Below are 22,899 nucleotides of genomic sequence, written 5' to 3' on the forward strand. Positions count from 1 at the left end.
ACCGGTTTGGCTTGTTTTTCCCGAATTGAAGACGTTTTTCAGATCTCGATCAACTGAAGTGTTTGTCGCGCAGTGTTTCGAGGTCCATCCGGTGTCTGCGCAGCAGCCCGTGCTTGGTGAGGCGATCACACAGGCCTGGGGTTGCCAAGCAGACTTCGTCGAAGAATTTGCGCAGTTCCTGTTCGCCGCCCTGCGCCTCCAAGGCATTGAAAAGCTCGTAATGAGACAACGCCCCGGTTCGGCGGACCTGTGGCTTCAGCTCGTCGCGATAAGAGCCTCGATCAAGCCGGAAACGGTAGGCATGTCGGAAATGCTCCCAGCTGTCGGCATGAAAATGAGCGAGTTCGGTGTCGGGCAAGGTCTCTTGCCCGGGGTTTTGCGCGCCGTTCAGGATCACGTTGTGGATTTTGATTTGCAGCCCCTTCAGTCCGGTGCGGAAGAAGAGTTTCCCCGCAACATGGCTGAGAAAGCCGCCGGAGAGGTGAGCGCCGAAAGTGGGAAAGCAATCTTCAGCCGCTTTTTGGCGTTTGGCCTGATCAATGTGGAAGGCTTTGAACACCGTCTCGCCGGGAGTAGTGCCGGGGCCAGGGGCCAACGCCTCTATCGGGCGGGTGCGGGCGCAGAGCGCCACGTCAGGCAGGGCGGCCAATTGGTCGCCGATGGGACGTGTTGGCACGAGAAATTCGTCCACGTCGATGTGGGCGAGCCAATCCACCTCGACTTTGCGATTGTTGCAGTGACGGGCGTTCAGGGATTGGCGCGTTTGATGTTTGGCCGGACGGCCATTGCGCTTGGCCCAATACGCCGCATCGGTGTGTATTACGCGCAATTTAGGATGAGTTTTCAAGGCGGCCAGTGTCTCTGGCACATCGTCATCGAGGTAGAGGTAAATGCGATGAGCGCCTCGTTCGAGGTGCCAAGCAGCAAAGCGCTGGATCGCATCCAGCGGTGCTTTGACCGTGGAAACAGTGCCCCAACGGATCATGGCAGACGCCCGAAAACGCGCGCGACCTTGGCATCAAGGGCAAGGTCCTGGGTGATCAGCATACCGCGTTTGCGCAGCCGTTCGCGGAGGTCGGGTGTGTCGGCGATCACCTCGTCAAAAAACGCGCGTAGACCGCCGTCCTCCTGCTGCAAGAACCGCAGCAATTCCGCTTGCCCCAATTCTGGGCGCTCGGATCGCGGGCGATAGGAGCCTTTTTCCAGACGAAAGTCGAGATGTGCCATGAAGTGGTCCCAACTGGGCGTGTGGAGATGAGCAAGAAGCAGGCCATTCGGCTTGTAGCGGTTGCCGGCGTCCTGGCCTTTGTACTTGAGCGCGTGGATCCCTAAACGGGTGTTGGGGATGCCGGTCCGGGCAAAGATTTTGCCTGACGTATGGGACAGAAAGCCACCGTATAGGTGCATCCCGAAGGTCGGATAAATGTCTTGCAGCTCCGCCTTTTTCACATTCGCTTGCGCATGGGTCAGCTTGAAATGGCGGGGCTGCCCTGCGCAGGCCAATGCCTCTGCCGGAGGGATACGGACAAAAGCCGCGCTATTGGGCGCATCAAACAGCAGCTGAGCAATTGGTTTTTCGCACAGCAGGAATTCGTCCACATCTATATGACCCAGCCAATGGTGCTGGGCAGCGGGGCCATGCAGACACCGCGTGGCGTTGAAGGCTTGGCGCAGCTGATGGGCATCGGGTCGACACTTTGCATGGCCATCCCAATAGGCTGCATCGGTCGAGGTCAGGTGAATGCGTGGGTGGGTAAGGAAGGCTTCGGCCTCGGGGTTCGTCCTGTCCAGGTAGATATGCAGCCGTTCCGCGCCGAGGTCGATGTGATGCGCGGCAAATCGTGCGATCTGGTCGAGGGGTGCATTGGTGGTGGTCACGAGGCCCCAGCGCAGTTCGGCGACGCTGGCGGGCAATTGGCTTTGGTCGACGGGCGCGTTTTGACGGGGCTCTGGCGGCTGCTTTGCACCCGCCCGCGGTGAGGCGTTATGGGGCTTTTGCGCACGCTTTGTTTCCTTCTCTGCACGCATCTCGGCCAGACGGGAAAAAAGCGCACGTTTATCGTCGAGCAACGCGCGCAAAAGATGATGTGCCAATGGAGCTATGACAGCGTCCCTTGCGGCTTCTGTCCAGAGCCGTGCAAGCGTGTTCACATCCAGCCCACCCCCGACCAACGCGTATGGATCCATATCCAGCGGTAGGTCTGCCTTTTGCCGGTGGCGCGCAGAGAACGGCTGATCCGGCGCGTGGTCAGAGTACATCCGCTCGGTCTCATACAATTTCATCATGCTGAACAACGTAGACAGCGCCAATCCAGTGCAGCGCTGTTCCGCGGTCAGCCCATGATCTCCGAAGGTCGTGACGGCGGACACCAGCCATCGCGAGTCCAGATGTGTCAACAAGTGATCGCCGTGCTCAGCCCACAGTCGGTGGAACAAAACAGGCGCATGTTCGGGAATATCGCGCTTGCGCAGATGTGAGATCAACAGGCCGTGTAGGCTACAAAGCTCGCTTAAACCCTGCAATTCTTGTCGTATTGCGTGGCTTTTGCGGTGAAATCCGGAACGAAACGGGGCTTTCCAAGTCGGATCAAGGTTTGGATCGGCGACAATCTGCAGGGTCAACGGATGAAGATCCATATCAGGATCGGGCAGACCTTCGCCTTCCGCGCAGTCGATGGCATCGCGGCGGGTTTCGTATTGGGTCAGCAGGGCGGAGATACGACGGGGAGGGCTGCTCATAATCACGAAGGTGGGACATAGTTTGGGGCGGGGCAAGTTGCTTTTGAACGTAGAATTCGGCAGTTTCAGGGCGCGTTAAGGATAATCTTCATCCAAATGGAAAATTGGAACGCTGGCATCCGACGGATGAACCGCGTAGTTGGGCGCGACATAAGTTTTGGAGGCAGCCATGGGTGCAGCATCGTTTTCCCTGAACGCGCGCGACGGCAAGGCGCGGTGCGGCGTGATTTCCACCCCTCGGGGCGATATCCGGACCCCGGCTTTTATGCCGGTGGGCACAGCGGCCACAGTGAAAGGAATGCTGCCAGAGAACGTGCGCGCCACCGGAGCCGATGTCTTGCTGGGCAACACCTACCATCTGATGTTGCGTCCCGGGGCGGAGCGCGTGGCGCAGCTTGGCGGTTTGCACAAGTTCATGAATTGGCAGCGGCCGATCCTCACGGATTCGGGTGGATTTCAGGTCATGTCTCTCGCGTCGCTGCGTAAGCTGACGGAGAAAGGCGTGACCTTCCGGTCCCATATTGATGGCATGAAATATGACCTGACGCCTGAACGCTCAATGGAAATTCAAAGGCTGCTTGGCTCGGACATAGTCATGGCCTTTGACGAATGTCCGGCGCTCCCGGCGGACCGCACGCGCCTCAACGAGAGCATGCAGCTCTCTATGCGTTGGGCCCAGCGCTCGCGAGAGGCGTTTGGTGATCGTCCGGGTCACATGCTGTTCGGCATCCAGCAAGGGGGGCTTGAGCAGGACCTTCGCGAAGAATCTGCAAAGGCACTGACAGAGATCGGCTTTGACGGCTACGCCGTGGGCGGGCTTGCAGTGGGTGAAGGGCAGGAGGCCATGTTCGGCTGTCTCGACTTCGCGCCGGACCAGCTGCCCGAGGACAAGCCGCGCTACCTGATGGGGGTTGGCAAGCCCGCGGATATCGTCGGTGCGGTCGCGCGCGGGATCGACATGATGGACTGCGTGCTGCCGTCCCGATCGGGCCGCACAGGGCAGGCCTGGACACGGCGCGGCCAGGTCAATTTACGCAATGCCCGCCATGCTGACGATCCGCGCCCGCTTGATGAACATTGTAGCTGCCCGTGCTGTCAAAGTTACTCGCGCGCCTATCTGCACCACGTCACGCGGTCCAAGGAAATGATCGCCGGTACTCTCCTGACATGGCACAACTTGCACTATTATCAGGAGCTTATGGAGGGGATGCGAGCGGCGATTTCCGAGGGACGCTTTGCATCATTTCAAACGGATTTCGAGGCTGAGTTCGGATCGGGCGATATCGAGCTGCTATGAGCGCACGGCCGGGGGAAGACCCCCGCGCTACGTCCGTGCCGCAGTGTCAGGCAGCATTTCCGAAAGGCTGCTTCGTAGCAGGTTCATACCGCCGGGAATCCAGCCGAGGCTCCGGAGCTTTTCACAAATCAAAGGACTGACGGGCGATGTGGCGCGGGTGGGCGGGGCGATTTTGCAGCCTGTAAGCCGGTTCACCTCGGTCAACAGGTCGTGCCGGTCGAGCAAGATATCTGACACATGCATTGCGCCCGAGGTTGCCGAGGTGAGCGCGAGCCGAGCCGCTTGAGCGAGGTCTGTACCATGGACCTCTGTACCGCGACGCGGCGCGACGGGCCTGCCGTTCAGATGGTCTGCAAAAAGCCCGGTCCATTTGTGATCCTTGCCGGGACCATAGATCCCTGTGGCGCGGAGAGATATGCCCACCATTGGGAGGCTGAACAGGCGGGTTTCAGCCGCGGCTTTGACCTGCCCGTAGAGTGACTTCGGCTCTGTCGTGAGGTCCTCGCTCAGGTTGGTGGCCGGCGGCAGCCCGTCGAAAACAGCGCGTGATGACAAAAAAATGACGCGCTCAACGCCGGCGTCGGCGACGGCATCGAATAGCCTCAGGGTGCCGTGTAAGTTGGCTTCTATGAAGCCCTCCGGATTGTCGCCCTCACCACCTCGATAGCGCCCCGGCTCATGCTGAAACGCGGCGTGAATAAGTGTTGTGACGCCGGTCATGTCAGGAGGTGGACCGGTGAGACTGTAGTCCCTGTGTAGCTTGCCCGCAGGCCTGCGGCCAAAGGTCAGATCGGCTAAAGGTAAAAGCCAGCGGCCCACCAGCCCGGTTGCACCAGTCAAAGCGATCATGTGGGGTTGGCCAGTGTCGTCAGATCAGGGGGGGTGCCCTCTGCATAGGCGCGCCAGAGTTCGATCAATGGCCGAAGCCGTTCCACCTTGGCGTGGTCTTGCCACGGTTTTTCGTATTGATAATGCACGACATTTATACTGTCCCACCGCCATAAGTCCGGCAGATTGAACCATGCATATTGCAGCATATTGAAAGTCACAGGCAGGCCATGCCAGCTGGGGAAAAAGCTTTCCAGAAAGGTCTGATCGGTACGTTTCCAGAACGCACCGGGCGCATCAAGGTGCTGGAGCATGGCGTCGAATGTCTTCTGAGATGGGCGTGCGGTGAAAACGCCGGAGTTCAGACGATGGAAATCGGCGAGGCTCTCGTAGACGTTCGGTGCGGCGCAGAATTCAGGATAATCGAACAACACGTCTATGTTGCGCAGAACCAAGGTATCGGCATCGAGAAAGACCACGCGGCCGTAGGGCAACTGCCAAAGCCGCAACTTGCAGAAGTTGTCGAGTGGCGTGTGAAAGGCCGGTTTTTCGCCTTTGGTGAACGGGTTCTTTCCGTGAATTTCCTGCTTTGCATGGGCCGCGTTGAACGCATCCGACACCGGCAAGTGGTCCACGGCTATCATCTTTGCACCCAAAGCCATCAATGGGTCCAGCGCTTCGGACGGCACGCCACCGGTGTGCAAAACAACACGCTCCGACTGCGTGCCTGTCACATTAAGAGAATTTAGCAGTGCTTTGGCCCCTAACGCAAAATCTGCGTTAGAGACCAAGGTAACATAGGCCGTCTTCATCAGGAAACTTCGCGCAGATCTTTGCCCTCAGGGTCGCGATCGACCGTCTTTGCTATATCCTTTGTCCAAGCGGATACGGCAGGCACACGAGAGCGGTCGATGCGGTGTGCATATTTCTTGGCCACGTCTACAACTTCGGAGAGCAGGCCTTCGGCGAGGGTGGTGGGGTTTAGTCCGAGCGCAAGGAACTGATCATTGTCGACGATCAGGTCGTTTTCCGGCGCTTCCTTGCGGGGGTTGGGGAGGTTCTTGACCTTTGCACCGGTCAGTTTGGCCACCAGATCCGCAAGGTCGCGCACGCGGTGCGTTTCTGTCATCTGGTTGAAAATCTTCACACGGTCGCCGGATGCGGGCGCGTCGCCGAGCGCCAGTTCAATGCAGCGCACGGAATCCTGGATGTGAATAAAGGCGCGGGTTTGTCCGCCGGTGCCATGAACGGTCAGCGGATAGCCGATTGCCGCCTGGATCAAAAAGCGATTGAGCACAGTGCCATAGTCGCCATCGTAGTCGAAGCGGTTGATAAGCTGTTCGTGCTTGCGGGTCTGATCTGTGTGGGTGCCCCAGACAATACCTTGATGCAGGTCCGTGATCCGAAGCCCATCGTTTTGCGCGTAAAACTGAAACAGGATCTGATCGAGCGACTTGGTCATGTGATAGATCGAACCGGGGCGCGTCGGGTACAGGATTTCCTGCTCCTTGGGACCATTGGGCGTGTCGATCTGCACGTCCAGATAGCCCTCTGGGATCGGCGCGCCAACGCTGGAATACCCGTAAACCCCCATGGTTCCAAGGTGTACGAGATGCGCGTCGGGCGCGGATTCTACCATCGCAGCCAACAGGTTATGCGTCGCATTCGTGTTGTTGTTTACGGTGTAAACCTTATGACGATCGGTTTTCATCGAATAGGGCGCCGCGCGTTGCTCGGCAAAGTGGATGACGGCATCCGGTTTCGTTTCCGCCAGCCACTGCTTGAGCCGCTCGTATTCCTTGGCAAGATCGAGCAGATGGAAATGGATGGTCTCACCGGAGGTCTGTTTCCAGATGCGGCACCGTTCCTGAATGGAATCCATCGGGGTCAGAGATTGCACACCCAATTCGGTGTCGATCCACCGACGGGACAGGTTGTCTAGGATGTGCACCTCGTGTCCGGCGTTGGAGAGGTGTAGGGCGGTTGGCCAGCCGACGAAACCGTCGCCGCCAAGGATCGCGATACGCATTTGGAAAGCTCCTGCTTGCATGTCTTGCGCTGTGGCTACGTTGGTCGTCAGGTTAAGTAAAATGAAATATTTCTGAATTGATACAGTTTTGATGTCTGGAAACCGCGCAATTTCGTCCTGTTTACTGGTTTGGGGCGCACTATTGATATGCTTTCGCCACAGTCTGCCGGTCAGGATGCGAAGTCATGCGTTACCACTGCACGGCATTCACGTTTGCTTAAAAGTCCAGGTCTAGAGTCGCGTCTTGTGATTGCGGAGGCATGATGACGTTTGACAAACCAGCTCAATGTGAGGCGTCTCGCCATTACCTTGAACAGGAACTCAACGACCTGTTGCAAAATGATCTGGAGGCGTGGCGCTTCATCCAGCGCGGTTCCCTAGACGGCGTCTGGTATTGGAATATTGAGAACCCCAACGACGAGTGGATGAGTCCGGAGTTCTGGCAGACCCTCGGCATCGATCCCAAGACGCGCCAGCACAGCCCGGCCGAGTGGCAGGATATTATCAACAAAGATGATCTGGCGGTAGCGCTGGATAATTTCAAAAAACACTGCGCAGATTCCTCTCATCCCTACGATCAGATCGTGCGATATCGGCACGCGGATGGGTCGACCGTCTGGGTACGGTGTCGTGGTATCGCCGTACGAGACAAAAAGGGCCGCGCTATCCGCATGTTGGGTGCGCATAACGATGTCACGTCGCTCAAACGGGCGGAGCAACGGGCTCTCGAGGCGGAAAGTCGCAAGTTGCGGCTCGCCACGGACGAAATGCAGGCACTGGCCTACAGCCTTGCTCACGACCTGAAGGCTCCCGTGCAAACCTCCCGCCGTCTCGTAGAAGAAGTTTTGCGTGACGGTGACACACTTGACGAGGAGCAGATTGATTTGCTCGGTCATGCCTTTGCGACAATGGGCCGGATGCAGACGCTGGTGGATGATGTGCTGAATTTCGCCACACTGGCAAAAGGCGACGCACAGATCTCCATGGTTAATGTTCGCGAAGTCGCGGAAGAAGTGCGCGGCGATTTTCGTGCCATGATCGACGACACTGGTGCAGAGGTTGTCATTGACCCATTGCCGGTCATTCTAGCGGCACGCACCCAGATCCGGTTGCTCTTGCAAAACCTGATTGCCAACGCGATCAAATATCGCCGACCGGGCGTGCCCCCCGTGGTCAGGGTCAGCACCGGAGAGGCCACCAGTCATTCCGTGTGTATTACCGTCACCGACAATGGCATCGGGGTTCCGAAGGCGTATCGGCAGCGGATTTTCGACATGTTCAGCCGTCTTCATCGGCACGATGATATTCCTGGTTCCGGTTTGGGGCTTGCCTTGTGCGCGCGGATCGCAGTCATGCACGGCGGGACCATCGCGGTTCAATCCGGGCAGGGAGAGGGAAGTTGTTTTGCGGTGACACTGCCCATCGAAGACCATAGGAGGGACAGCGCATGAGAAGTGACACCGGTGGCGTCGTGGCCATGTGTATCGACGATGAAGCCATTGATCTGAAACTGAATCGGCGAGTTCTGAAACGCACAGGGCTTTATGCAACGATCCTTGATTTCGTGTCGGCCGAGGCGGCGTTGGAGCATCTGAGTGCGAACCCCGAACAACGCATTGACGTGATTTTTCTGGATATTAACATGCCGCGGATGAACGGGTTTGACTTCCTCGAAGCGATCAAAACCGAGTTTCGCGACGATTTAGTCGAATGCGTGGTCATCATGCTGACCACGTCACTGCATCCAAAGGATCAGGCGCGCGCGGAGGCTATCGAACTTGTGCGGGAATACCTCAACAAGCCGTTGACTGATCTGGATGCGCGGCGCATCGCCATCCAGATCGGCGAGCAACGTTTGCCGGGTAAAGTGGGGAAGAGCGCTCGGGGGTGACGGAAATCATCGACTTTCGGGAACAGAGGGTGTGCTGAAATGCACGGGAACGCTGCAGCTCTGGGATGCATTAAGCACGACGAAGGCATTCAGCAATCTCGAAGGAATATCCTAATGAGCAGTCTTTTTGATCCGATCAAGGTCGGCGCGATCGAACTGAAGAACCGCATAGTCATGGCTCCGCTCACGCGCAACCGCGCGATGGAAAATGACGCCCCTATGGAAATGCATGTGGACTACTACCGCCAGCGCGCCGGGGCTGGTCTTATCATTTCCGAAGCAACCCAGATTTCGCCAGAGGGCAAAGGATATGCCTGGACGCCGGGTATCCACTCCGACACACAGGTGGCACAGTGGAAGAAGGTTACCAATGCGGTGCATGAGGCCGGCGGCAAGATCGTGCTACAGCTTTGGCATGTTGGACGCATTAGCCACACTTCTCTGCAGGAAGGCGGCAAAGCACCTGTCGCGCCTTCGGCTGTGGCCGCAGAAGGGGTTCAAACGTTTGACGGCGAGAAGATGGTAGACGTGTCGAAGCCACGCGCCCTTGAGTTGGACGAAATCCCTCGAATTGTCGCGGATTTTGCCAGCGCGACGAGAAATGCTCGCGCCGCAGGTTTTGACGGCGTCGAGGTGCATGCCGCAAACGGGTACCTGCTGGACCAGTTTTTGAAAGACGGTCCGAACAAACGCACAGATGCTTACGGCGGCTCATTCGAAAATCGGGCACGTTTGCTGGGCGAAGTTCTGGACGCCGTCATTGCGGAATGGGACGCTGGGCACGTGGGTGTGCGCGTTTCGCCCTATTCTGGCGCGAATGGCGCCGAGGATAGCGATCCTACGGCCCTCGGGAATTTTCTTGCCGGTTTCGTGTCGGGCAGGGGCCTTGCGTATCTCCATATGATCGAAGGTCAGACTGGCGGTCCACGCGATCTTCCGGAAGGCGCCGACTTGCGGGCGCTCAAGACCCAGTTTGATGGCGCTTGGATGGCCAACAACGGCTATGACCGCGATCTTGCAAAGTCTCGTTTGTCGGAAGGCCTGACCGACCTGGTTGCCTTTGGGCGCCCTTATATCGCCAACCCTGACCTTGCGGAGCGACTTGAGCAGAACGCTCCTCTGAATGAAGGAGACACCAGCACATACTATGGTGGGGGCCGCGAGGGGTATACCGACTATCCGATGCTGTCAGAGAGCGACGCATGATACCTTAAATCAGTCACAGTTGCGCGCGGCAGACGGATTGGCGCTTGCCGCGCGCGCATCTAACGATAGAGGATGCCAACCTGCCACGACGTTCGTGACAGCGATAAGGAGTATCGACATGGACTACGGCAAAAGTGGCAATCCAAAGAGTGCAAAGGGCGCTCCCAAGTTTGACGACGGCAATAAAAAGCTTTCGGGCAAAGACGCCCGCGGAGGCAAGGCTGACAAAGCAGAGCTTCTCGCCCGGATGAAAGCTGCACAAGACAAGCGTGTTGCGGACTGAGGCAGGCCGCGTCATTGCGGGGGTTACACCCCGCAAACCATCCTGGAAAAGGCAACATATCCTTCCCTTGCACCGCGGGCTCGGAAGGGCCATCTTGTTCGCAATAGGCTGACACGAGGGTCGCAAGACCTGCTTGAAAATCAAGCAGAGCACCCCCAGATATAGTCTTCCAGACAGGGGACGACCCAAGCTGCCGCGATGCGGGGCCGGGGCGTTCTGCCAAGAACAGGAAACGCGAGCATGAAACAGCCACTCAACTCTTCTTACCCGGTGCTGCCGCTGCGCGACATCGTCGTATTTCCGCACATGATCGTGCCGCTTTTTGTCGGCCGCGAAAAATCCGTGCGCGCATTGGAAGAGGTGATGAACGACGACAAGCAAATATTGCTTGCCAGCCAGATTGACCCTTCGGTGGATGATCCGGACAAGGAAGGCATCTATCGCAACGGTGTCCTTGCCAACGTTTTGCAGTTGCTGAAACTGCCAGACGGCACTGTAAAAGTGCTTGTCGAAGGTCAGAGCCGTGTTCAGATCAATGAATACATTGAGAATGAAAACTTCTTCGAAGCCAAGGCCGAGTACCTGACTGAAATGCCCGGTGACCCTGCGGCGATCGAAGCTTTGGTTCACACAGTCGCCGAAGAATTTGAGCGCTACACCAAGGTCAAGAAAAACATACCCGAAGAGGCAATGGCTGCTGTCAGCGAGGCGACCGAGCCTGCTCAATTGGCCGACCTCGTTGCCGGGCACCTTGGCGTGGAAGTGGGGCAGAAGCAGGAGCTTCTTGAAACGCTTTCCGTCTCGGAGCGGCTCGAGAAGGTCTACGGTCTCATGCAGGGCGAAATGTCTGTTCTGCAGGTCGAAAAGAAAATCAAGACCCGCGTGAAATCCCAGATGGAGAAGACACAGCGTGAGTACTACCTGAATGAGCAGATGAAGGCCATTCAGAAGGAGTTGGGCGACGGCGAAGAGGGCGAAGGCGAAATTGCCGAGCTTGAAGAGAAAATTGCCAAGACCAAGCTGTCCAAAGAGGCGCAGGAAAAGGCGGAAGCTGAGCTCAAGAAGCTGAAGAACATGTCCCCCATGTCGGCCGAGGCGACTGTGGTGCGGAACTACCTCGACTGGATGCTGTCCATCCCGTGGGGCACCAAGTCGCGCGTGAAAAAGGACTTGAATCGGGCGCAGAACATCCTCGACGAGGATCACTACAGCCTCGACAAGGTCAAAGAACGCATCGTCGAATATCTCGCCGTTCAGGCCCGCAGCCAAAAGCTGAAGGGTCCGATTCTCTGCCTCGTTGGTCCTCCCGGCGTCGGTAAGACGTCACTCGGCAAGTCTATCGCCAAATCCACGGGGCGCGAATTTATCCGCATCTCGCTGGGCGGTGTACGTGACGAATCTGAGATCCGTGGCCACCGACGGACCTATATCGGGTCCATGCCTGGCAAGATCATTCAGGCCTTGAAAAAAGCGAAGACCACGAACCCGCTTATCCTGCTCGATGAGATCGACAAGATGGGTCAGGATTTCCGTGGCGACCCGGCGTCGGCGATGCTTGAAGTGCTCGATCCGGAGCAGAACGGGACCTTCGTGGATCACTATCTTGAGGTTGAATACGATCTGTCGAACGTCATGTTCGTGACCACGTCAAACAGCTATAACATGCCTGGGCCGTTGCTGGATCGGATGGAAATCATCTCGCTCTCTGGCTACACAGAAGATGAAAAGCTGGAGATTTCCAAGCGTCACTTGCTGGGTAAGGTCGTGAAAAACCACGGGCTTAAAAAGAGCGAGTTCGAGGTGTCCGACGAAGCTTTGGTCGACATCGTGCGGTATTATACTCGCGAAGCTGGCGTGCGGAACATGGAGCGTGAGATCGCTAAACTTGCGCGCAAAGCGGTAACCAAGATCGTCAAGAAGGAGACCGACAAGGTCGTCGTGACAGCCGAAAATCTTCACGAGTTCCTTGGGGTTCGCAAGCATCGTTATGGTCTGGCAGAGGATGAACACCAGATTGGAGTCGTGACGGGATTGGCTTGGACATCCGTTGGTGGCGACCTTCTTCACATTGAGGCGCTAAAGCTGCCCGGGAAAGGTCGGATGAAGACCACTGGTAAGCTTGGCGACGTCATGAAGGAGTCGATTGATGCGGCTTCGTCTTATGTTCGGTCGATCTCTCCGATGATTGGAGTGAAACCACCAAAGTTCGATAAGCTGGACATCCACGTTCACGTTCCGGATGGCGCGACGCCGAAGGACGGGCCATCTGCCGGCTTAGCTATGGTGACGTCTATCGTGTCCGTTCTGACTCAGATCCCGGTTCGCAAAGATATCGCTATGACTGGCGAAGTGTCATTGCGCGGCAATGCCATGCCCATTGGTGGCCTGAAGGAAAAACTGTTGGCGGCTTTGCGTGGCGGGATAAAGACGGTCTTCATCCCTGAGGAAAACGAAAAGGACTTGGCCGATATTCCGGACAACGTGAAGGAAGGCCTTCAGATTATTCCAGTCAAACACGTGTCTGAAGTTTTGGCGCAGGCGCTGGTATCGAAGCCAGAACCCATTGAATGGGACGAGGCTGCAGAAGAAGCGGCAGCTGCAGCGGCGGCGTCTAAGCCGGATGACAATCGAAGTGCTACAGCCCACTGAAGCTGCACGATCTAATTGTTTTAATAGTACGCCCGGTACGGTCCTCGTGCCGGGCGTATTAAATCTCTTTGGACCGGGGTCTGCGAGTCTAAAGATTGATTTTCAATGCGGTCCAAAATCTTCAATTCTTGGCGGTCTATGGCGCGGTCGTAGGCATCAGCAGCGGCGGATTGTTGTCCATTCCAGAACGGACCCAGCATTTCGAGTTCAGGCTCATTGCTGACTCTGCAGGCCGGCAGTCAAAAACATGGATAATCCCCAAAAACTAGAGCATCTTCACATGTGGAGTTTTCTCGGCAAGATATCTGAGTGGCTTATGCAATCATTCTCTCGAACAAGAGGAGTTCACGCTCTGTTCTTGAACAGCAACGAGACCATGGTCCGCAACCTGGCCCATGCCCGTGTCGTGATCGCCGCCTGGGCTGCCGACTACAACACTGAACGCCCGCCTTCGGCTTTAGGTTACGAGACCCCGGCCGACTATGCGCGAACCCTGACCACCGCAATCGCCCGCCCCGCTGCGCGAGATGAAAGCTCCGCGCGTCGGGCGATTGCTCAACCTGCGCCAATCGGCGTAAACAACCCTCGGACTCCGGTCGCGGCTGGATGAAAGTTCAGGGGCAGGTCAATACTCCCATCTATGAAGCTGAAAACAGCCGTAGAAATCCTACGGCCAGACCTCATTAAAATGCGGGATTTCGGAGGCAAGCAACTGTTGGCAGGGCACCTCCTATCGGTTTAACATTGCCTCATAAAAAAAGTGACTGCGGAGAGCCGTGGCGCAACAATCGATCAGAGGCAGGTATCATGACAAGCACGAGCAAACCGACGAGTCGTTGGTCTAAAACGCGTGAATTCTCTACGTCCACACGTGGCATCGCGACCATAATCGAGCGTGTCGAACCCCCGCTCATAACCATCGGTACAGATGAAAACGTCCTACACGCGGATTCAGAAACTTGGGGCGTCTCCCGAGAGACAAAGCAGCCCCAGATTGTTCAAGTTTCAGCTCTGCCGCTCGTTCCTCAGCCCGAGGTGAAAAAGAAAGAGCTCGTCGAAGCCGCCGTAGCACGCTCCGGCGTGAAAAAACGCGACGCTAAGCTGGCCATAGAAGCGGCGCTCGCCGTCTTGGGGAAAGCTTTGGCTGAAGGCCGTGACTTGAACCTTTTACCGCTGGGAAAACTCAAGGTCACAGGCATGAAAAGGAATGGCAATGGTCACATCATCAACGCCCGAGTGCGTCAGCCAGAAGAGAGCGGAATTTCTGTCCAAGACCCTCTTGCACAGGCTGCTGAGTGAGTCTAAAAGCCGCGCTACCGGGTGATTAGCTCAGTGGTAGAGCGCTTCGTTCACATCGAAGATGTCAGGAGTTCAAATCTCTTATCACCCACCATTCCCCTATTGATGCTGAGATCTTGCAGACTGGTGAAGTCTCACTCGGTTTAATGGCGCCGCTGTCGTGTGAATTGGGGTCTCCCCAGGCCACATACTTCCTCACGTACACTTGCCGATGGCTTCTCTGATGGGTAGGCCAAGTGCGTTGAAGCGGCTCATTGCGGGAACGCAGACCTGAAGGTCGGTGGCCCTTGCCGTCAAATTGCACCGTCATCAGCGCGTTCCTAGTCGTTTCGTCTCGATGCGGTTTCCGTAGTGGGATCCGCTCCATTTTCGCCTGACCGCTCATCCAACGTATTTCAAGGCCTGGAAGACAGCCAGAGGTGGCTCGGCTTGTCCGAACGGGTTCCTGGCGTTTGCGATGTGGTTTTCCGCCTTGGTTATGCAGCAGCAAAGCATTCGAAAATATAAGTGTAAATCAGGACCGCTACATCCACGGCGCGGCCACTTTGCTTAGTTCGAAAGGGCTCAGGGTGCTGCGAAGTTGAAGCGGTCTGAACAATTTATTGGCGCGGTACTGGACCTGTACGTGCCCATTGTAGTCGTCGTCGGGCAAGGTCGAAAAATTTCGCAAAGCTGTTATTTTCGTCTTGAAAGGGGCGGCGCGTTTGTCTATTCCACACGCTACCGGGTGATTAGCTCAGTTGGTAGAGCGCTTCGTTTACACCGAAGATGTCGGGAGTTCGAGCCTCTCATCACCCACCAAACCGTCTTGGAAAATATGAAATAGGCTTCCGAATGGGTGGCCTGTTCTCAGCGGTTTGAGTGGCATGGAATATGGCACCACAAGGCTGCACCTCCCAGCTTCAACAGCAGGCAGTTCTGCGATGGATGAGGCTTCTTGAACAGACCATCGGCTAACCTCGTGTCGATGTGAACGCCTCTTTCCTGATAAGCCTTATCTCCAACCTTCGGTCACGGTTAGCGCGATTGGTGCCGATCAATGCGATCATATAGCCGACCAACGGTGGCCCATCATGATAGAGGGACCGGTCGGCAGGTGGGCATACATCGCTCTTCGGGGGGATGCAAAACCACCTAAAAGTGAGGGCATGGCCGGCCTTTTGAGCGAGACTGGATGTCTTCGCGCGAAAGACAACGCGGCTTCCACCGGGCGACCGATCAAAGAGAGTTGCGTGCCGGAAGGCCTGATGATGACCTCAGTGCCGCGAAATCGACCCTCCACTCCTGTCAAATCCATCGATTGGCGGGCTGTTGGACTGCACCCAAAACCCCGCCGCGCTGATTTTCACGGGCGTTTGCCCAGTGACCAACCAGTCGCGACTGCGAAGGCGTCCGGGGTGCCCTTGGGGGCAGTCCAGCCGTCACATCACGACCAAAGTCGCACCCGCTACACCCAAAGCCTGTGGTAGCCTTCCGCAGTGGGAGGGGAGTGCGATGCAGGAACGCCAACACGTTGAGGAAATTGAACAGGTTCTGGAGGGTACGCAGACCGGAAGAGACGGTTTCGTGGCGGCCTCGTGGCGGCGCTGTGTTGAACAATACGGCATGGACCCGACCCGCGCGGAACCGGCGCATATTGTCACGGACAGCGAACTGCGCGACCATCGCGCGCAGGCCGAGTGGCTGATCGGAGCCGCCCGGACCAGCCTGCAAAGCTTGTTTCGTCAGGTGTCGGGACAGAACTACGTGCTTCTTCTCACCGATGCCAAGGGCGTCTGCGTTGACTATTTTGGCGATGATCTTTTCGCGGATAATCTGCGCAGCGCCGGGCTGTATCTTGGCTCCAATTGGTCCGAAGACCTCGCAGGAACTTGCGGTGTCGGCGCCTGCATCGTCACCCAAGAACCGGTGACCGTGCATCAGGACGATCATTTCGGCAATGCTCATACACGCCTTAGTTGCACCGCCGCGCCGATTTTTGACAGCCTCGGCGGCTTGGCTGCGGTGCTCGATATTTCCTTGCTCCGCTCTCCCACGCCAAAGCGCAGCCAGAACCTCGCCATGAGCCTTGTCACCAGCGCCGCCCGCCGGGTGGAAATGGCTAACCTCATGGCCGAAAGCCGCCGCGACTGGGTGTTGCGCATCTCTGACAGTCCTGAATTCCTTGATGTTGATCCAGAGGCCGCCGTGCGACTGGACGGCGCTGGCCGCGTGCTTGGCTACACGCGCTCAGCGCGCCGATTGTTCGCTGATGGAGGACAGATCCTTGGCCGACGCATCGACGAGGTGCTCGGGGTGACCGTTGATGATCTGCCCGATCTCATGCGCGATCGTCCGACCGAGGACCGCATCATCGAAATGCAGGGCGGGGGCGCACTGTTTGGTCATGCCATCGCTCCGCAGGCGCCGCGCACCGCCCTGCGCAGCACACGACGGGGTGGTCCTCTGGCCGGTTTGGCGGGTGACGACCCGGCAATGGGACACCTGCTGACCCAGGCCGCCAAGCTGGCGCACACCAATGTGCCGCTTCTTCTTACCGGGGAAACAGGCACCGGGAAGACCAAGCTCGCCCGTGCCATCCACATGACCGGCACCTCTGCCGGATTTATCGCCGTGGATTGCGGTGGTTTGACGCCCGACGCTCTGCACGCAGCGTGCGTGAACAGCACCGGCCCGACCACGCTTCTGCTGCGCCGGATCGAGGATCTGTCCGTGAACACCGCCGTCGCGCTTGCGGCCTTGCTTGATGCGCGCCCGTGTCTGCGCCCGCTGTCCACGACTTGCGCTGATCTCACTGAGCTGCCCATGTCTGCCGCCCTTTTTCATCGGCTGGCCGGGGCCACGCTGCGTCTGCCGCCACTACGTGCCCGACGAGATATTGGCTGGCTTTTGGACCGCGTTCTGCAACGGCGCGCGCCCGAGGACATGCGGCTGTCGCCCTCCGCCCGCGCCGCACTTCTGGGACGGGACTGGCCGGGCAATCTACGCGAGTTGGAGCAGGTCATCGACGTGGCGGTGGCGCTGTGCGAAGCACGCGTGATCGACGCACCTGACCTGCCTGACGCGCCGCAAGCCACTCAAACCATCAAGGCCGAAGAACCCTTGGAACAGGTGATGGAGGCATGCGGTTGGAATATGTCCCGCGCCGCGCGTCGGCTGGGTGTGAACCGCTCAACGGTTCTTCGTCGGATGCGCAAGGCCGGGCTGACACCACCGGAATAACGTCGCGCAACGCGTCTTGTTGCGTCTCTGTTGCACACGCAACATGCCGCGTCGCAGCGTTCCGAAAATCCTGCCAATCCGTAAACCTTTCATTTATTGGCGCGCCTTTTTGCTTCGATACTCCCTCCCAAGCCACGCGCAGAGGAGGAAACGCGATGCTTGATTCAACCGCCACTACCCGCACCCAAGAGGTACTCGACACGCTCAACGCCGCGCTGGAGAGCGGCGATGCAGAACGCGCCAGCCAGTTGTTCGCTTCGGACAGCTATTGGCGTGACCTTGTGTCCGTCACATGGAATCTCAAAACCGTCGAAGGGCCAGAGGGTGTGGCCGACATGCTGGGACGTCAGCTTGAACACACCCGCCCCGGCAACTTTCAACTTCAGTCGGGGGAGGTGCCGGCAGAGGAGGGCGGCGTCACCACCGCCTGGATCACCTTTGAGACAAAGGCCGGTCGTGGCTGGGGGCTGATGCGGCTGAAGGACGACCGCATCTGGACGCTGCTCACTGCGTTGCAAGAGCTCAAGGGTTTTGAGGAAAGTCGTGGCAAACGCCGCCCCATGGGCGCGGAGCACGGTGCCAAGAAAAACCGCGCCAGCTGGAAAGAGGCACGTGAGGCCGAAGAGGCCAACCTTGGATACTCCGATCAGCCCTATACGCTTGTCATTGGCGGCGGTCAGGGGGGCATCGCCCTTGGCGCCCGTCTGCGCCAGCTTGGCGTCCCCACCATCGTGCTCGATAAACACGACCGTCCCGGCGACCAGTGGCGCTCCCGCTACAAGTCGCTCTGCCTGCATGACCCGATTTGGTATGACCATCTGCCTTACATCAAATTCCCCGACAACTGGCCCGTCTTCACGCCCAAGGACAAGGTTGGCGACTGGCTTGAAATGTACACCAAGGTGATGGAGATCAATTATTGGACCCGCTCCGAGGTGCAGTCGGCCAAATACGACGAGAGCACCGGCACATGGGAGGTCAAGGTCAACCGCGACGGCGAGGAGGTCACGCTGCGCCCGACGCAGCTGGTTCTGGCCACCGGCATGTCCGGCAAGGCGAACATGCCGACGTTCCCCGGCATGGACAGCTTCAAAGGCACGATCCAGCATTCCTCGCAGCATCAGGGCCCGGATGACTGGACCGGAAAAAAAGTGGTCGTGGTCGGCTCCAACAACTCCGCGCACGATATCTGTGCCGCGCTTTGGGAAGCCGATGCCGACGTGACCATGGTGCAGCGCAGCAGCACGCACATCGTCAAATCCGACAGCCTGATGGATATCGGCCTCGGCGCTCTGTATTCCGAGGACGCCGTCGCCTCCGGCATGACCACAGAGAAGGCCGACATGGTCTTTGCCTCGCTGCCCTACAAGATCATGCATGAGTTCCAGATCCCTCTGTACGATCAGATGAAGGAACGCGACGCGGACTTCTACAAAGGTCTCGAAGACGCCGGGTTTGAGCTCGACTGGGGCGACGACGGCTCCGGTCTGTTCATGAAATATCTGCGCCGTGGCTCTGGCTATTACATCGACGTGGGGGCCAGCCAACTTATCATCGACCGTGAGGTTAAGCTGGTCAAAGGTCAGGTCGATCACTTCGATGAAACGGGCGTGGTGCTGTCGGACGGCACGCATCTGGATGCCGATCTTGTGGTCATGGCCACTGGCTACGGCAGCATGAACGGCTGGGCTGCCGACCTGATTTCCCAAGAGGTTGCGGACAAGGTGGGCAAGGTTTGGGGCCTCGGCTCTGACACGACCAAAGACCCCGGACCATGGGAAGGCGAGCAGCGCAATATGTGGAAGCCGACCCAGCAGGAAAACCTCTGGTTCCACGGCGGCAACCTGCACCAGTCACGCCATTACTCCCTGTATCTTGCCCTGCAACTGAAGGCCCGGATGGAGGGCTTGGACACCCCCGTTTACGGCCAGCAAGAGGTGCATCACCTCTCCTGAGAACCTCCCGAGGTGCGTCAAACCATGTGACGCACCCCGCGCCCGGCGTCTCCTCCGCCGGGCGCACCTTAATCATACGCAAGGAGTTCAACATGTCTCTCAAGGGAAAAACCGCACTGATCACGGGCGGGGCGCGCGGCATCGGTCTTGGCATTGCGCAAAGGCTGGCTTCAGACGGGGCGGCGATTGCGCTGGTCGACCTCAACGCTGATCAACTGGCCGACGCCGCCAGCCAACTGACGGCCAATGGCGCAAAGGTCATCACGTTGACCGCCGATGTGACCAACCGCCAGCAGGTCATCGACGCCATCGACAGTGCTGCCGATCAACTTGGCAGCTTTGACATCATGATCAACAACGCAGGTATCGCGCAGGTCCAGCCCATTGCAGAAATCACCGAGGCCGAGATGGACAAGGTCCACGCGGTCAACGTCAAAGGTGTGCTTTGGGGCATTCAGGCGGCCGCGGCGCGGTTCAAAAAGGACGGCACAAAGGGCAAGATCATCTCTGCGGCCTCAATCGCCGGTCACGAGGGTTTTCCCATGCTGGGGGCCTATTGTTCGACAAAATTCGCGGTTCGGGCGCTGACGCAGGTCGCCGCAAAGGAATTCGCGGCGGACGGCATCACCGTAAACGCCTACTGCCCCGGTGTCGTGGGCACCGATATGTGGGTCGAGATAGACGAACGCTTCTCGGAACTCACAGGCGCTAAAAAAGGTGCCACCTTCGACGAATTTGTTGGCTCCATCGCCTTGGGCCGCGCCCAGACACCAGACGATGTGGCAAGCCTCGTTTCCTACCTCGCAGGCCCCGACAGCGATTACATGACGGGGCAGGCGATCCTGATCGACGGCGGCATGGTTTACCGCTGACCAGACGCACCCCCGTTTCAACACAAAGGAAATACCATGAAAGCAGCTCGCTGGCACGGCGTGAAAGACATTCGCGTCGAAGACATCTCAGAACCCGCTCCCGGCGCCGGGGAGGTAAAAATCAAAGTTGCCTGGACAGGCATCTGCGGCTCGGACCTGCATGAATATCTCGCCGGGCCGATTTTTGTCCCCGTGGACGAGGAGCACCCCTTAAGCCACGATAAGGCCCCGATCACCATGGGCCATGAATACTGCGGCACCATCAGCGAATTGGGCGAGGGGGTTACCGGCCTGTCGGTCGGCGACCGCGTGGCGATTGAACCGATCTTTTCCTGCGGCACCTGCGCCGCCTGTCTCGAAGGCAAGTACAACCTTTGCGACAGCTTGGGATTTGTCGGCCTGTCAGGCGGGCATGGTGGCTTTGCCGCCTCCTCGGTCATTCCGGCGCGTATGGTGCACAAGATGCCCGATGCGCTGTCGATGGAACAAGGCGCGCTGGTAGAGCCCGCCGCCGTTGCGCTTCACGCTGTTCGGATGTCCAAAATCAAGGCCGGCGACACGGCTGCGGTGTTCGGCGCGGGGCCCATCGGCCTGCTGGTGGTCGAATCACTCAAGGTCGCGGGCTGCGCCCAGATCCATGTGGTCGAACCGTCCGAGGTCCGCCGCCAAAAAGCGCTCGACCTTGGCGCAACCTCCGCCATCGACCCCACGTCGGAAAACGCGGTAGAGGCCATTCGCGCCGCCACCGGCGGTGTGCATGTGGCGTTTGAGGTGACAGGCGTGCCGCAGGTTCTGCCGCAATGCATCGACAGCACCCGTCACGAAGGGCAGACGCTGATCGTATCGATCTGGGAAAGCGATGCCAGCTTCCAGCCCAACACGGCCGTTTTGAAAGAGCGTCAGTTGCAAGGTACCATCGCTTACCGCAACATCTATCCGGCGGTAATGGAACTGATGACCCAAGGCTACTTTGCCGCCGAAAAGCTGGTCACCAAACGCATCTCCATAGACGACATCGTCACCGAAGGATTCGAGGCGCTGGTCGCTGAGAAATCCCACGTTAAAATCCTGGTCGAAGCGCCGGAGTGATCTGTCGAAACGATTCAGAGAAAGCGGCAATCGAGCCGCTTTCCGCTCTCAAACGTACCAAGCCTTGCATGGATATTTATCCTAGGTAGGTGATGGTTCCTCAGCGTCGGTCTTCTCAGATTTTTCGCTGCGCCGGGCCGCTCAGTCTGTCGGTCCGTCCGTTTTTGAGCGGGTATATCGATGCATACTATCTGGAATGTCTTCATGCAGCGCTTTTTTCTGAGTTGTTACTGAGAGGGCGGATCTTCTTGCTTATTCGCAGTCTGCGTTAGGCGCTTCAGCTTCGATCAAAAATCAGCGATTTTAGATACCTTCCGGTCCCAACGTTCAGGCATGTTTGGGGAAATTCATGTATCGCCTGTTGAACACTTGGGCGAAACCCTACGGAAACATGCAGCAAGCTTGGAAAAACTGAACTAAGCGGTTTGCTTTTCCCCGGAATATGCCTAGATGTGCGCAAATTCATTCCCGCGCGTGACGGAAGGTAACTCTATGCGTCGAGCCATGACCGCTCTTGTTTTTCTCATTCTGCCAGTCCTAGCCTCTGCACAGGAAACGGCTGATCCCACGCCTGAGCTTGCAAAGCCAGTCAAACTGATGACGCTGTCCATGAAGCCCGTGTCGTTGCAACGGCAGTTCTTTGGTCAGGTAATTGCCAAGCAGACCGTTGATCTGGCGTTTCAGGTGAGCGGTCAGTTGGAGACGCTCAATGCCGAGGAGGGGAGCGCCAACGCGAAAGGGTCACTGATCGCGCGGCTGGATCTGTCCGGCTACCAGCGCGCAGTGTCGCAGGCGCAAGCAAACTACGACAAGGCCAAGCGCGATGCAGAGCGGTTGGCATCCTTGCGCGGACAAGCGGTCTCAGCCGTTTCCGTGCGCGATGCCGAAACCCAGCTTCAACTGGCTGAAATCGCACTTGAAAACGCGCAGGACGATTTGGGTCACGCGACCTTGCGGGCGCCTTTCGATGCACTTGTCGCGCGGCGACTGGTGTCAAACTACCAAACGGTTTCCGCGGGAACGCCGGTGGTGCGGCTGCATGACATTTCCGAATTGCGCGTCGACATTCAGGTGCCCGAAGTGCTTTTCCGTCAGGCGGGCGCTGGCGACGGCGTCAGCTTTGACGCTGAGTTGCCGGGTGATGACACACGCTTTCCGCTCGCGCTGCGCGAGTTCGAAACGGAGACAGCCAGCATTGGCCAAACGTATTCGATCACTTTGGCTTTCACGGAAAACCCCGGCAATTTCGTTTTCCCCGGCGCCTCTGTCAGTGTCTTCGCAACGGCGGAGGGCAGGGCGCCCGATGCCATCATCCTGCCCGAGACTGCCTTGGTCTATGACCCGGCCGGAGCGCCCTCCGTCATGATTTTTGAGGATGGTACTGTCCGAGAAGCCCCGGTGGAGGTCGAGCTTCGAGAAGACGGGCGGCTTTACATGATCGACGGCCCGGCCGAAGGCACGCAGATCGTGAAGACCGGCGCGTCTCAGCTGCGCGACGGTCAGCGCGCGCGCCCCTTCACTCGTATCGGGGAGTAAGCTC

The 22,899-nt window shown here is 58.0% G+C and carries 17 protein-coding genes, 2 tRNA genes and 1 pseudogene; 15 read left to right on the top strand and 5 right to left on the bottom strand.

Translation table 11 applies throughout. The annotated features are described in order from the left end of the window. Positions 1-49: 49 nt before the first annotated feature. The gene (locus J4E08_RS20250; protein WP_349540024.1) at positions 50-985 is read right to left on the bottom strand and encodes a glycosyltransferase family 2 protein; all 936 of its coding nucleotides are present in this window, start codon (positions 983-985) and stop codon (positions 50-52) included. Further along, positions 982-2,739 carry a glycosyltransferase family protein gene (locus J4E08_RS20255; protein WP_349540025.1) on the bottom strand — a complete coding sequence of 586 codons (1,758 nt, stop codon included), beginning with the start codon at positions 2,737-2,739 and terminating at the stop codon, positions 982-984. The genes J4E08_RS20250 and J4E08_RS20255 overlap by 4 nt, the downstream gene beginning before the upstream one ends. A gap of 169 nt (positions 2,740-2,908) precedes the next feature. On the opposite strand from J4E08_RS20255, the gene tgt reads away from it, so the two are divergent. Continuing rightward, positions 2,909-4,036, top strand: coding sequence for a tRNA guanosine(34) transglycosylase Tgt (gene tgt / locus J4E08_RS20260; RefSeq protein ID WP_349540026.1), 1,128 nt, complete (start codon positions 2,909-2,911; stop codon positions 4,034-4,036). Positions 4,037-4,063: 27 nt separating this feature from the next. Here tgt and J4E08_RS20265 read toward each other — a convergent pair whose 3' ends face one another. Genes J4E08_RS20265 through J4E08_RS20275 form a run of 3 tightly spaced genes read right to left on the bottom strand, consistent with a single transcriptional unit; the run spans position 4,064 to position 6,893 of the window. After that, positions 4,064-4,885 (bottom strand): NAD-dependent epimerase/dehydratase family protein, encoded by an 822-nt coding sequence (locus tag J4E08_RS20265; protein WP_349540027.1) that lies wholly within the window; start codon positions 4,883-4,885, stop codon positions 4,064-4,066. Then, positions 4,882-5,676, bottom strand: coding sequence for a glycosyltransferase (locus tag J4E08_RS20270; protein ID WP_349540028.1), 795 nt, complete (start codon positions 5,674-5,676; stop codon positions 4,882-4,884). Before J4E08_RS20270 ends, J4E08_RS20265 begins: the two co-directional genes overlap by 4 nt. After that, positions 5,676-6,893, bottom strand: a complete 1,218-nt coding sequence (locus J4E08_RS20275; protein WP_349540029.1) for an NAD-dependent epimerase/dehydratase family protein — start codon at positions 6,891-6,893, stop codon at positions 5,676-5,678. The genes J4E08_RS20270 and J4E08_RS20275 overlap by 1 nt, the downstream gene beginning before the upstream one ends. 263 nt (positions 6,894-7,156) lie before the next feature. On the opposite strand from J4E08_RS20275, the gene J4E08_RS20280 reads away from it, so the two are divergent. The 14 genes and pseudogenes from J4E08_RS20280 to J4E08_RS20345 all read left to right on the top strand — a co-directional run bounded on the left by J4E08_RS20280 (position 7,157) and on the right by J4E08_RS20345 (position 22,895). Then, on the top strand, positions 7,157-8,344 hold the full coding sequence (locus tag J4E08_RS20280; protein WP_349540030.1) for a sensor histidine kinase: 1,188 nt from the start codon (positions 7,157-7,159) through the stop codon (positions 8,342-8,344). Continuing rightward, the gene (locus tag J4E08_RS20285) at positions 8,341-8,784 is read left to right on the top strand and encodes a response regulator (protein WP_349540031.1); all 444 of its coding nucleotides are present in this window, start codon (positions 8,341-8,343) and stop codon (positions 8,782-8,784) included. The genes J4E08_RS20280 and J4E08_RS20285 overlap by 4 nt, the downstream gene beginning before the upstream one ends. A gap of 114 nt (positions 8,785-8,898) precedes the next feature. Then, positions 8,899-9,990, top strand: coding sequence for an alkene reductase (locus J4E08_RS20290; protein WP_349540032.1), 1,092 nt, complete (start codon positions 8,899-8,901; stop codon positions 9,988-9,990). 118 nt (positions 9,991-10,108) lie between these two features. Then, a complete protein-coding gene (locus J4E08_RS20295; RefSeq protein WP_349540033.1) occupies positions 10,109-10,273 on the top strand; it encodes a hypothetical protein in 165 nt (54 codons plus the stop codon). 240 nt (positions 10,274-10,513) lie between these two features. Next, on the top strand, positions 10,514-12,922 hold the full coding sequence (lon, locus tag J4E08_RS20300; protein ID WP_183969798.1) for an endopeptidase La: 2,409 nt from the start codon (positions 10,514-10,516) through the stop codon (positions 12,920-12,922). Positions 12,923-13,289: 367 nt separating this feature from the next. Further along, positions 13,290-13,532, top strand: a pseudogene (locus J4E08_RS20305) (integrase core domain-containing protein); the annotation flags it as partial. A gap of 197 nt (positions 13,533-13,729) precedes the next feature. Then, complete coding sequence (locus tag J4E08_RS20310) at positions 13,730-14,221, top strand: HU family DNA-binding protein (RefSeq protein WP_349540034.1); 492 nt, start codon at positions 13,730-13,732, stop codon at positions 14,219-14,221. A gap of 19 nt (positions 14,222-14,240) precedes the next feature. After that, positions 14,241-14,315: transfer RNA gene (locus J4E08_RS20315), tRNA-Val, on the top strand. 631 nt (positions 14,316-14,946) lie between these two features. After that, a tRNA-Val gene (locus J4E08_RS20320) sits at positions 14,947-15,022 on the top strand. Between the two features lie 693 nt (positions 15,023-15,715). After that, the gene (locus J4E08_RS20325; RefSeq protein ID WP_349540035.1) at positions 15,716-17,443 is read left to right on the top strand and encodes a sigma-54-dependent Fis family transcriptional regulator; all 1,728 of its coding nucleotides are present in this window, start codon (positions 15,716-15,718) and stop codon (positions 17,441-17,443) included. 155 nt (positions 17,444-17,598) lie between these two features. Next, positions 17,599-19,398 carry an NAD(P)/FAD-dependent oxidoreductase gene (locus tag J4E08_RS20330; RefSeq protein WP_349540036.1) on the top strand — a complete coding sequence of 600 codons (1,800 nt, stop codon included), beginning with the start codon at positions 17,599-17,601 and terminating at the stop codon, positions 19,396-19,398. 92 nt (positions 19,399-19,490) lie between these two features. Further along, a complete protein-coding gene (locus tag J4E08_RS20335) occupies positions 19,491-20,270 on the top strand; it encodes an acetoin reductase (RefSeq protein WP_183968769.1) in 780 nt (259 codons plus the stop codon). Positions 20,271-20,306: 36 nt separating this feature from the next. After that, positions 20,307-21,359: a 2,3-butanediol dehydrogenase gene (locus J4E08_RS20340; RefSeq protein WP_349540037.1), complete on the top strand. Its 1,053-nt coding sequence runs from the start codon at positions 20,307-20,309 to the stop codon at positions 21,357-21,359. Positions 21,360-21,863: 504 nt separating this feature from the next. Then, positions 21,864-22,895 carry an efflux RND transporter periplasmic adaptor subunit gene (locus J4E08_RS20345; protein ID WP_349540038.1) on the top strand — a complete coding sequence of 344 codons (1,032 nt, stop codon included), beginning with the start codon at positions 21,864-21,866 and terminating at the stop codon, positions 22,893-22,895. Positions 22,896-22,899 lie beyond the last annotated feature (4 nt).

The organism is Sagittula sp. NFXS13 (genome assembly GCF_040148795.1).
GTDB lineage: Bacteria > Pseudomonadota > Alphaproteobacteria > Rhodobacterales > Rhodobacteraceae > Sagittula > Sagittula marina.

Bases quoted from the DNA above. Each gene is read 5' to 3' on its own strand.
- J4E08_RS20275 (WP_349540029.1), bottom strand. From the start codon at position 6,893: ATGCGTATCGCGATCCTTGGCGGCGACGGTTTCGTCGGCTGGCCAACC.
- J4E08_RS20335 (WP_183968769.1), top strand. From the start codon at position 19,491: ATGTCTCTCAAGGGAAAAACCGCACTGATCACGGGCGGGGCGCGCGGC.
- J4E08_RS20325 (WP_349540035.1), top strand. From the start codon at position 15,716: ATGCAGGAACGCCAACACGTTGAGGAAATTGAACAGGTTCTGGAGGGT.
- J4E08_RS20270 (WP_349540028.1), bottom strand. From the start codon at position 5,676: ATGAAGACGGCCTATGTTACCTTGGTCTCTAACGCAGATTTTGCGTTA.
- J4E08_RS20285 (WP_349540031.1), top strand. From the start codon at position 8,341: ATGAGAAGTGACACCGGTGGCGTCGTGGCCATGTGTATCGACGATGAA.
- tgt (WP_349540026.1), top strand. From the start codon at position 2,909: ATGGGTGCAGCATCGTTTTCCCTGAACGCGCGCGACGGCAAGGCGCGG.
- J4E08_RS20265 (WP_349540027.1), bottom strand. From the start codon at position 4,885: ATGATCGCTTTGACTGGTGCAACCGGGCTGGTGGGCCGCTGGCTTTTA.
- J4E08_RS20310 (WP_349540034.1), top strand. From the start codon at position 13,730: ATGACAAGCACGAGCAAACCGACGAGTCGTTGGTCTAAAACGCGTGAA.
- J4E08_RS20280 (WP_349540030.1), top strand. From the start codon at position 7,157: ATGACGTTTGACAAACCAGCTCAATGTGAGGCGTCTCGCCATTACCTT.
- J4E08_RS20345 (WP_349540038.1), top strand. From the start codon at position 21,864: ATGACCGCTCTTGTTTTTCTCATTCTGCCAGTCCTAGCCTCTGCACAG.
- J4E08_RS20290 (WP_349540032.1), top strand. From the start codon at position 8,899: ATGAGCAGTCTTTTTGATCCGATCAAGGTCGGCGCGATCGAACTGAAG.
- J4E08_RS20330 (WP_349540036.1), top strand. From the start codon at position 17,599: ATGCTTGATTCAACCGCCACTACCCGCACCCAAGAGGTACTCGACACG.
- lon (WP_183969798.1), top strand. From the start codon at position 10,514: ATGAAACAGCCACTCAACTCTTCTTACCCGGTGCTGCCGCTGCGCGAC.
- J4E08_RS20340 (WP_349540037.1), top strand. From the start codon at position 20,307: ATGAAAGCAGCTCGCTGGCACGGCGTGAAAGACATTCGCGTCGAAGAC.
- J4E08_RS20255 (WP_349540025.1), bottom strand. From the start codon at position 2,739: ATGAGCAGCCCTCCCCGTCGTATCTCCGCCCTGCTGACCCAATACGAA.
- J4E08_RS20250 (WP_349540024.1), bottom strand. From the start codon at position 985: ATGATCCGTTGGGGCACTGTTTCCACGGTCAAAGCACCGCTGGATGCG.
- J4E08_RS20295 (WP_349540033.1), top strand. From the start codon at position 10,109: ATGGACTACGGCAAAAGTGGCAATCCAAAGAGTGCAAAGGGCGCTCCC.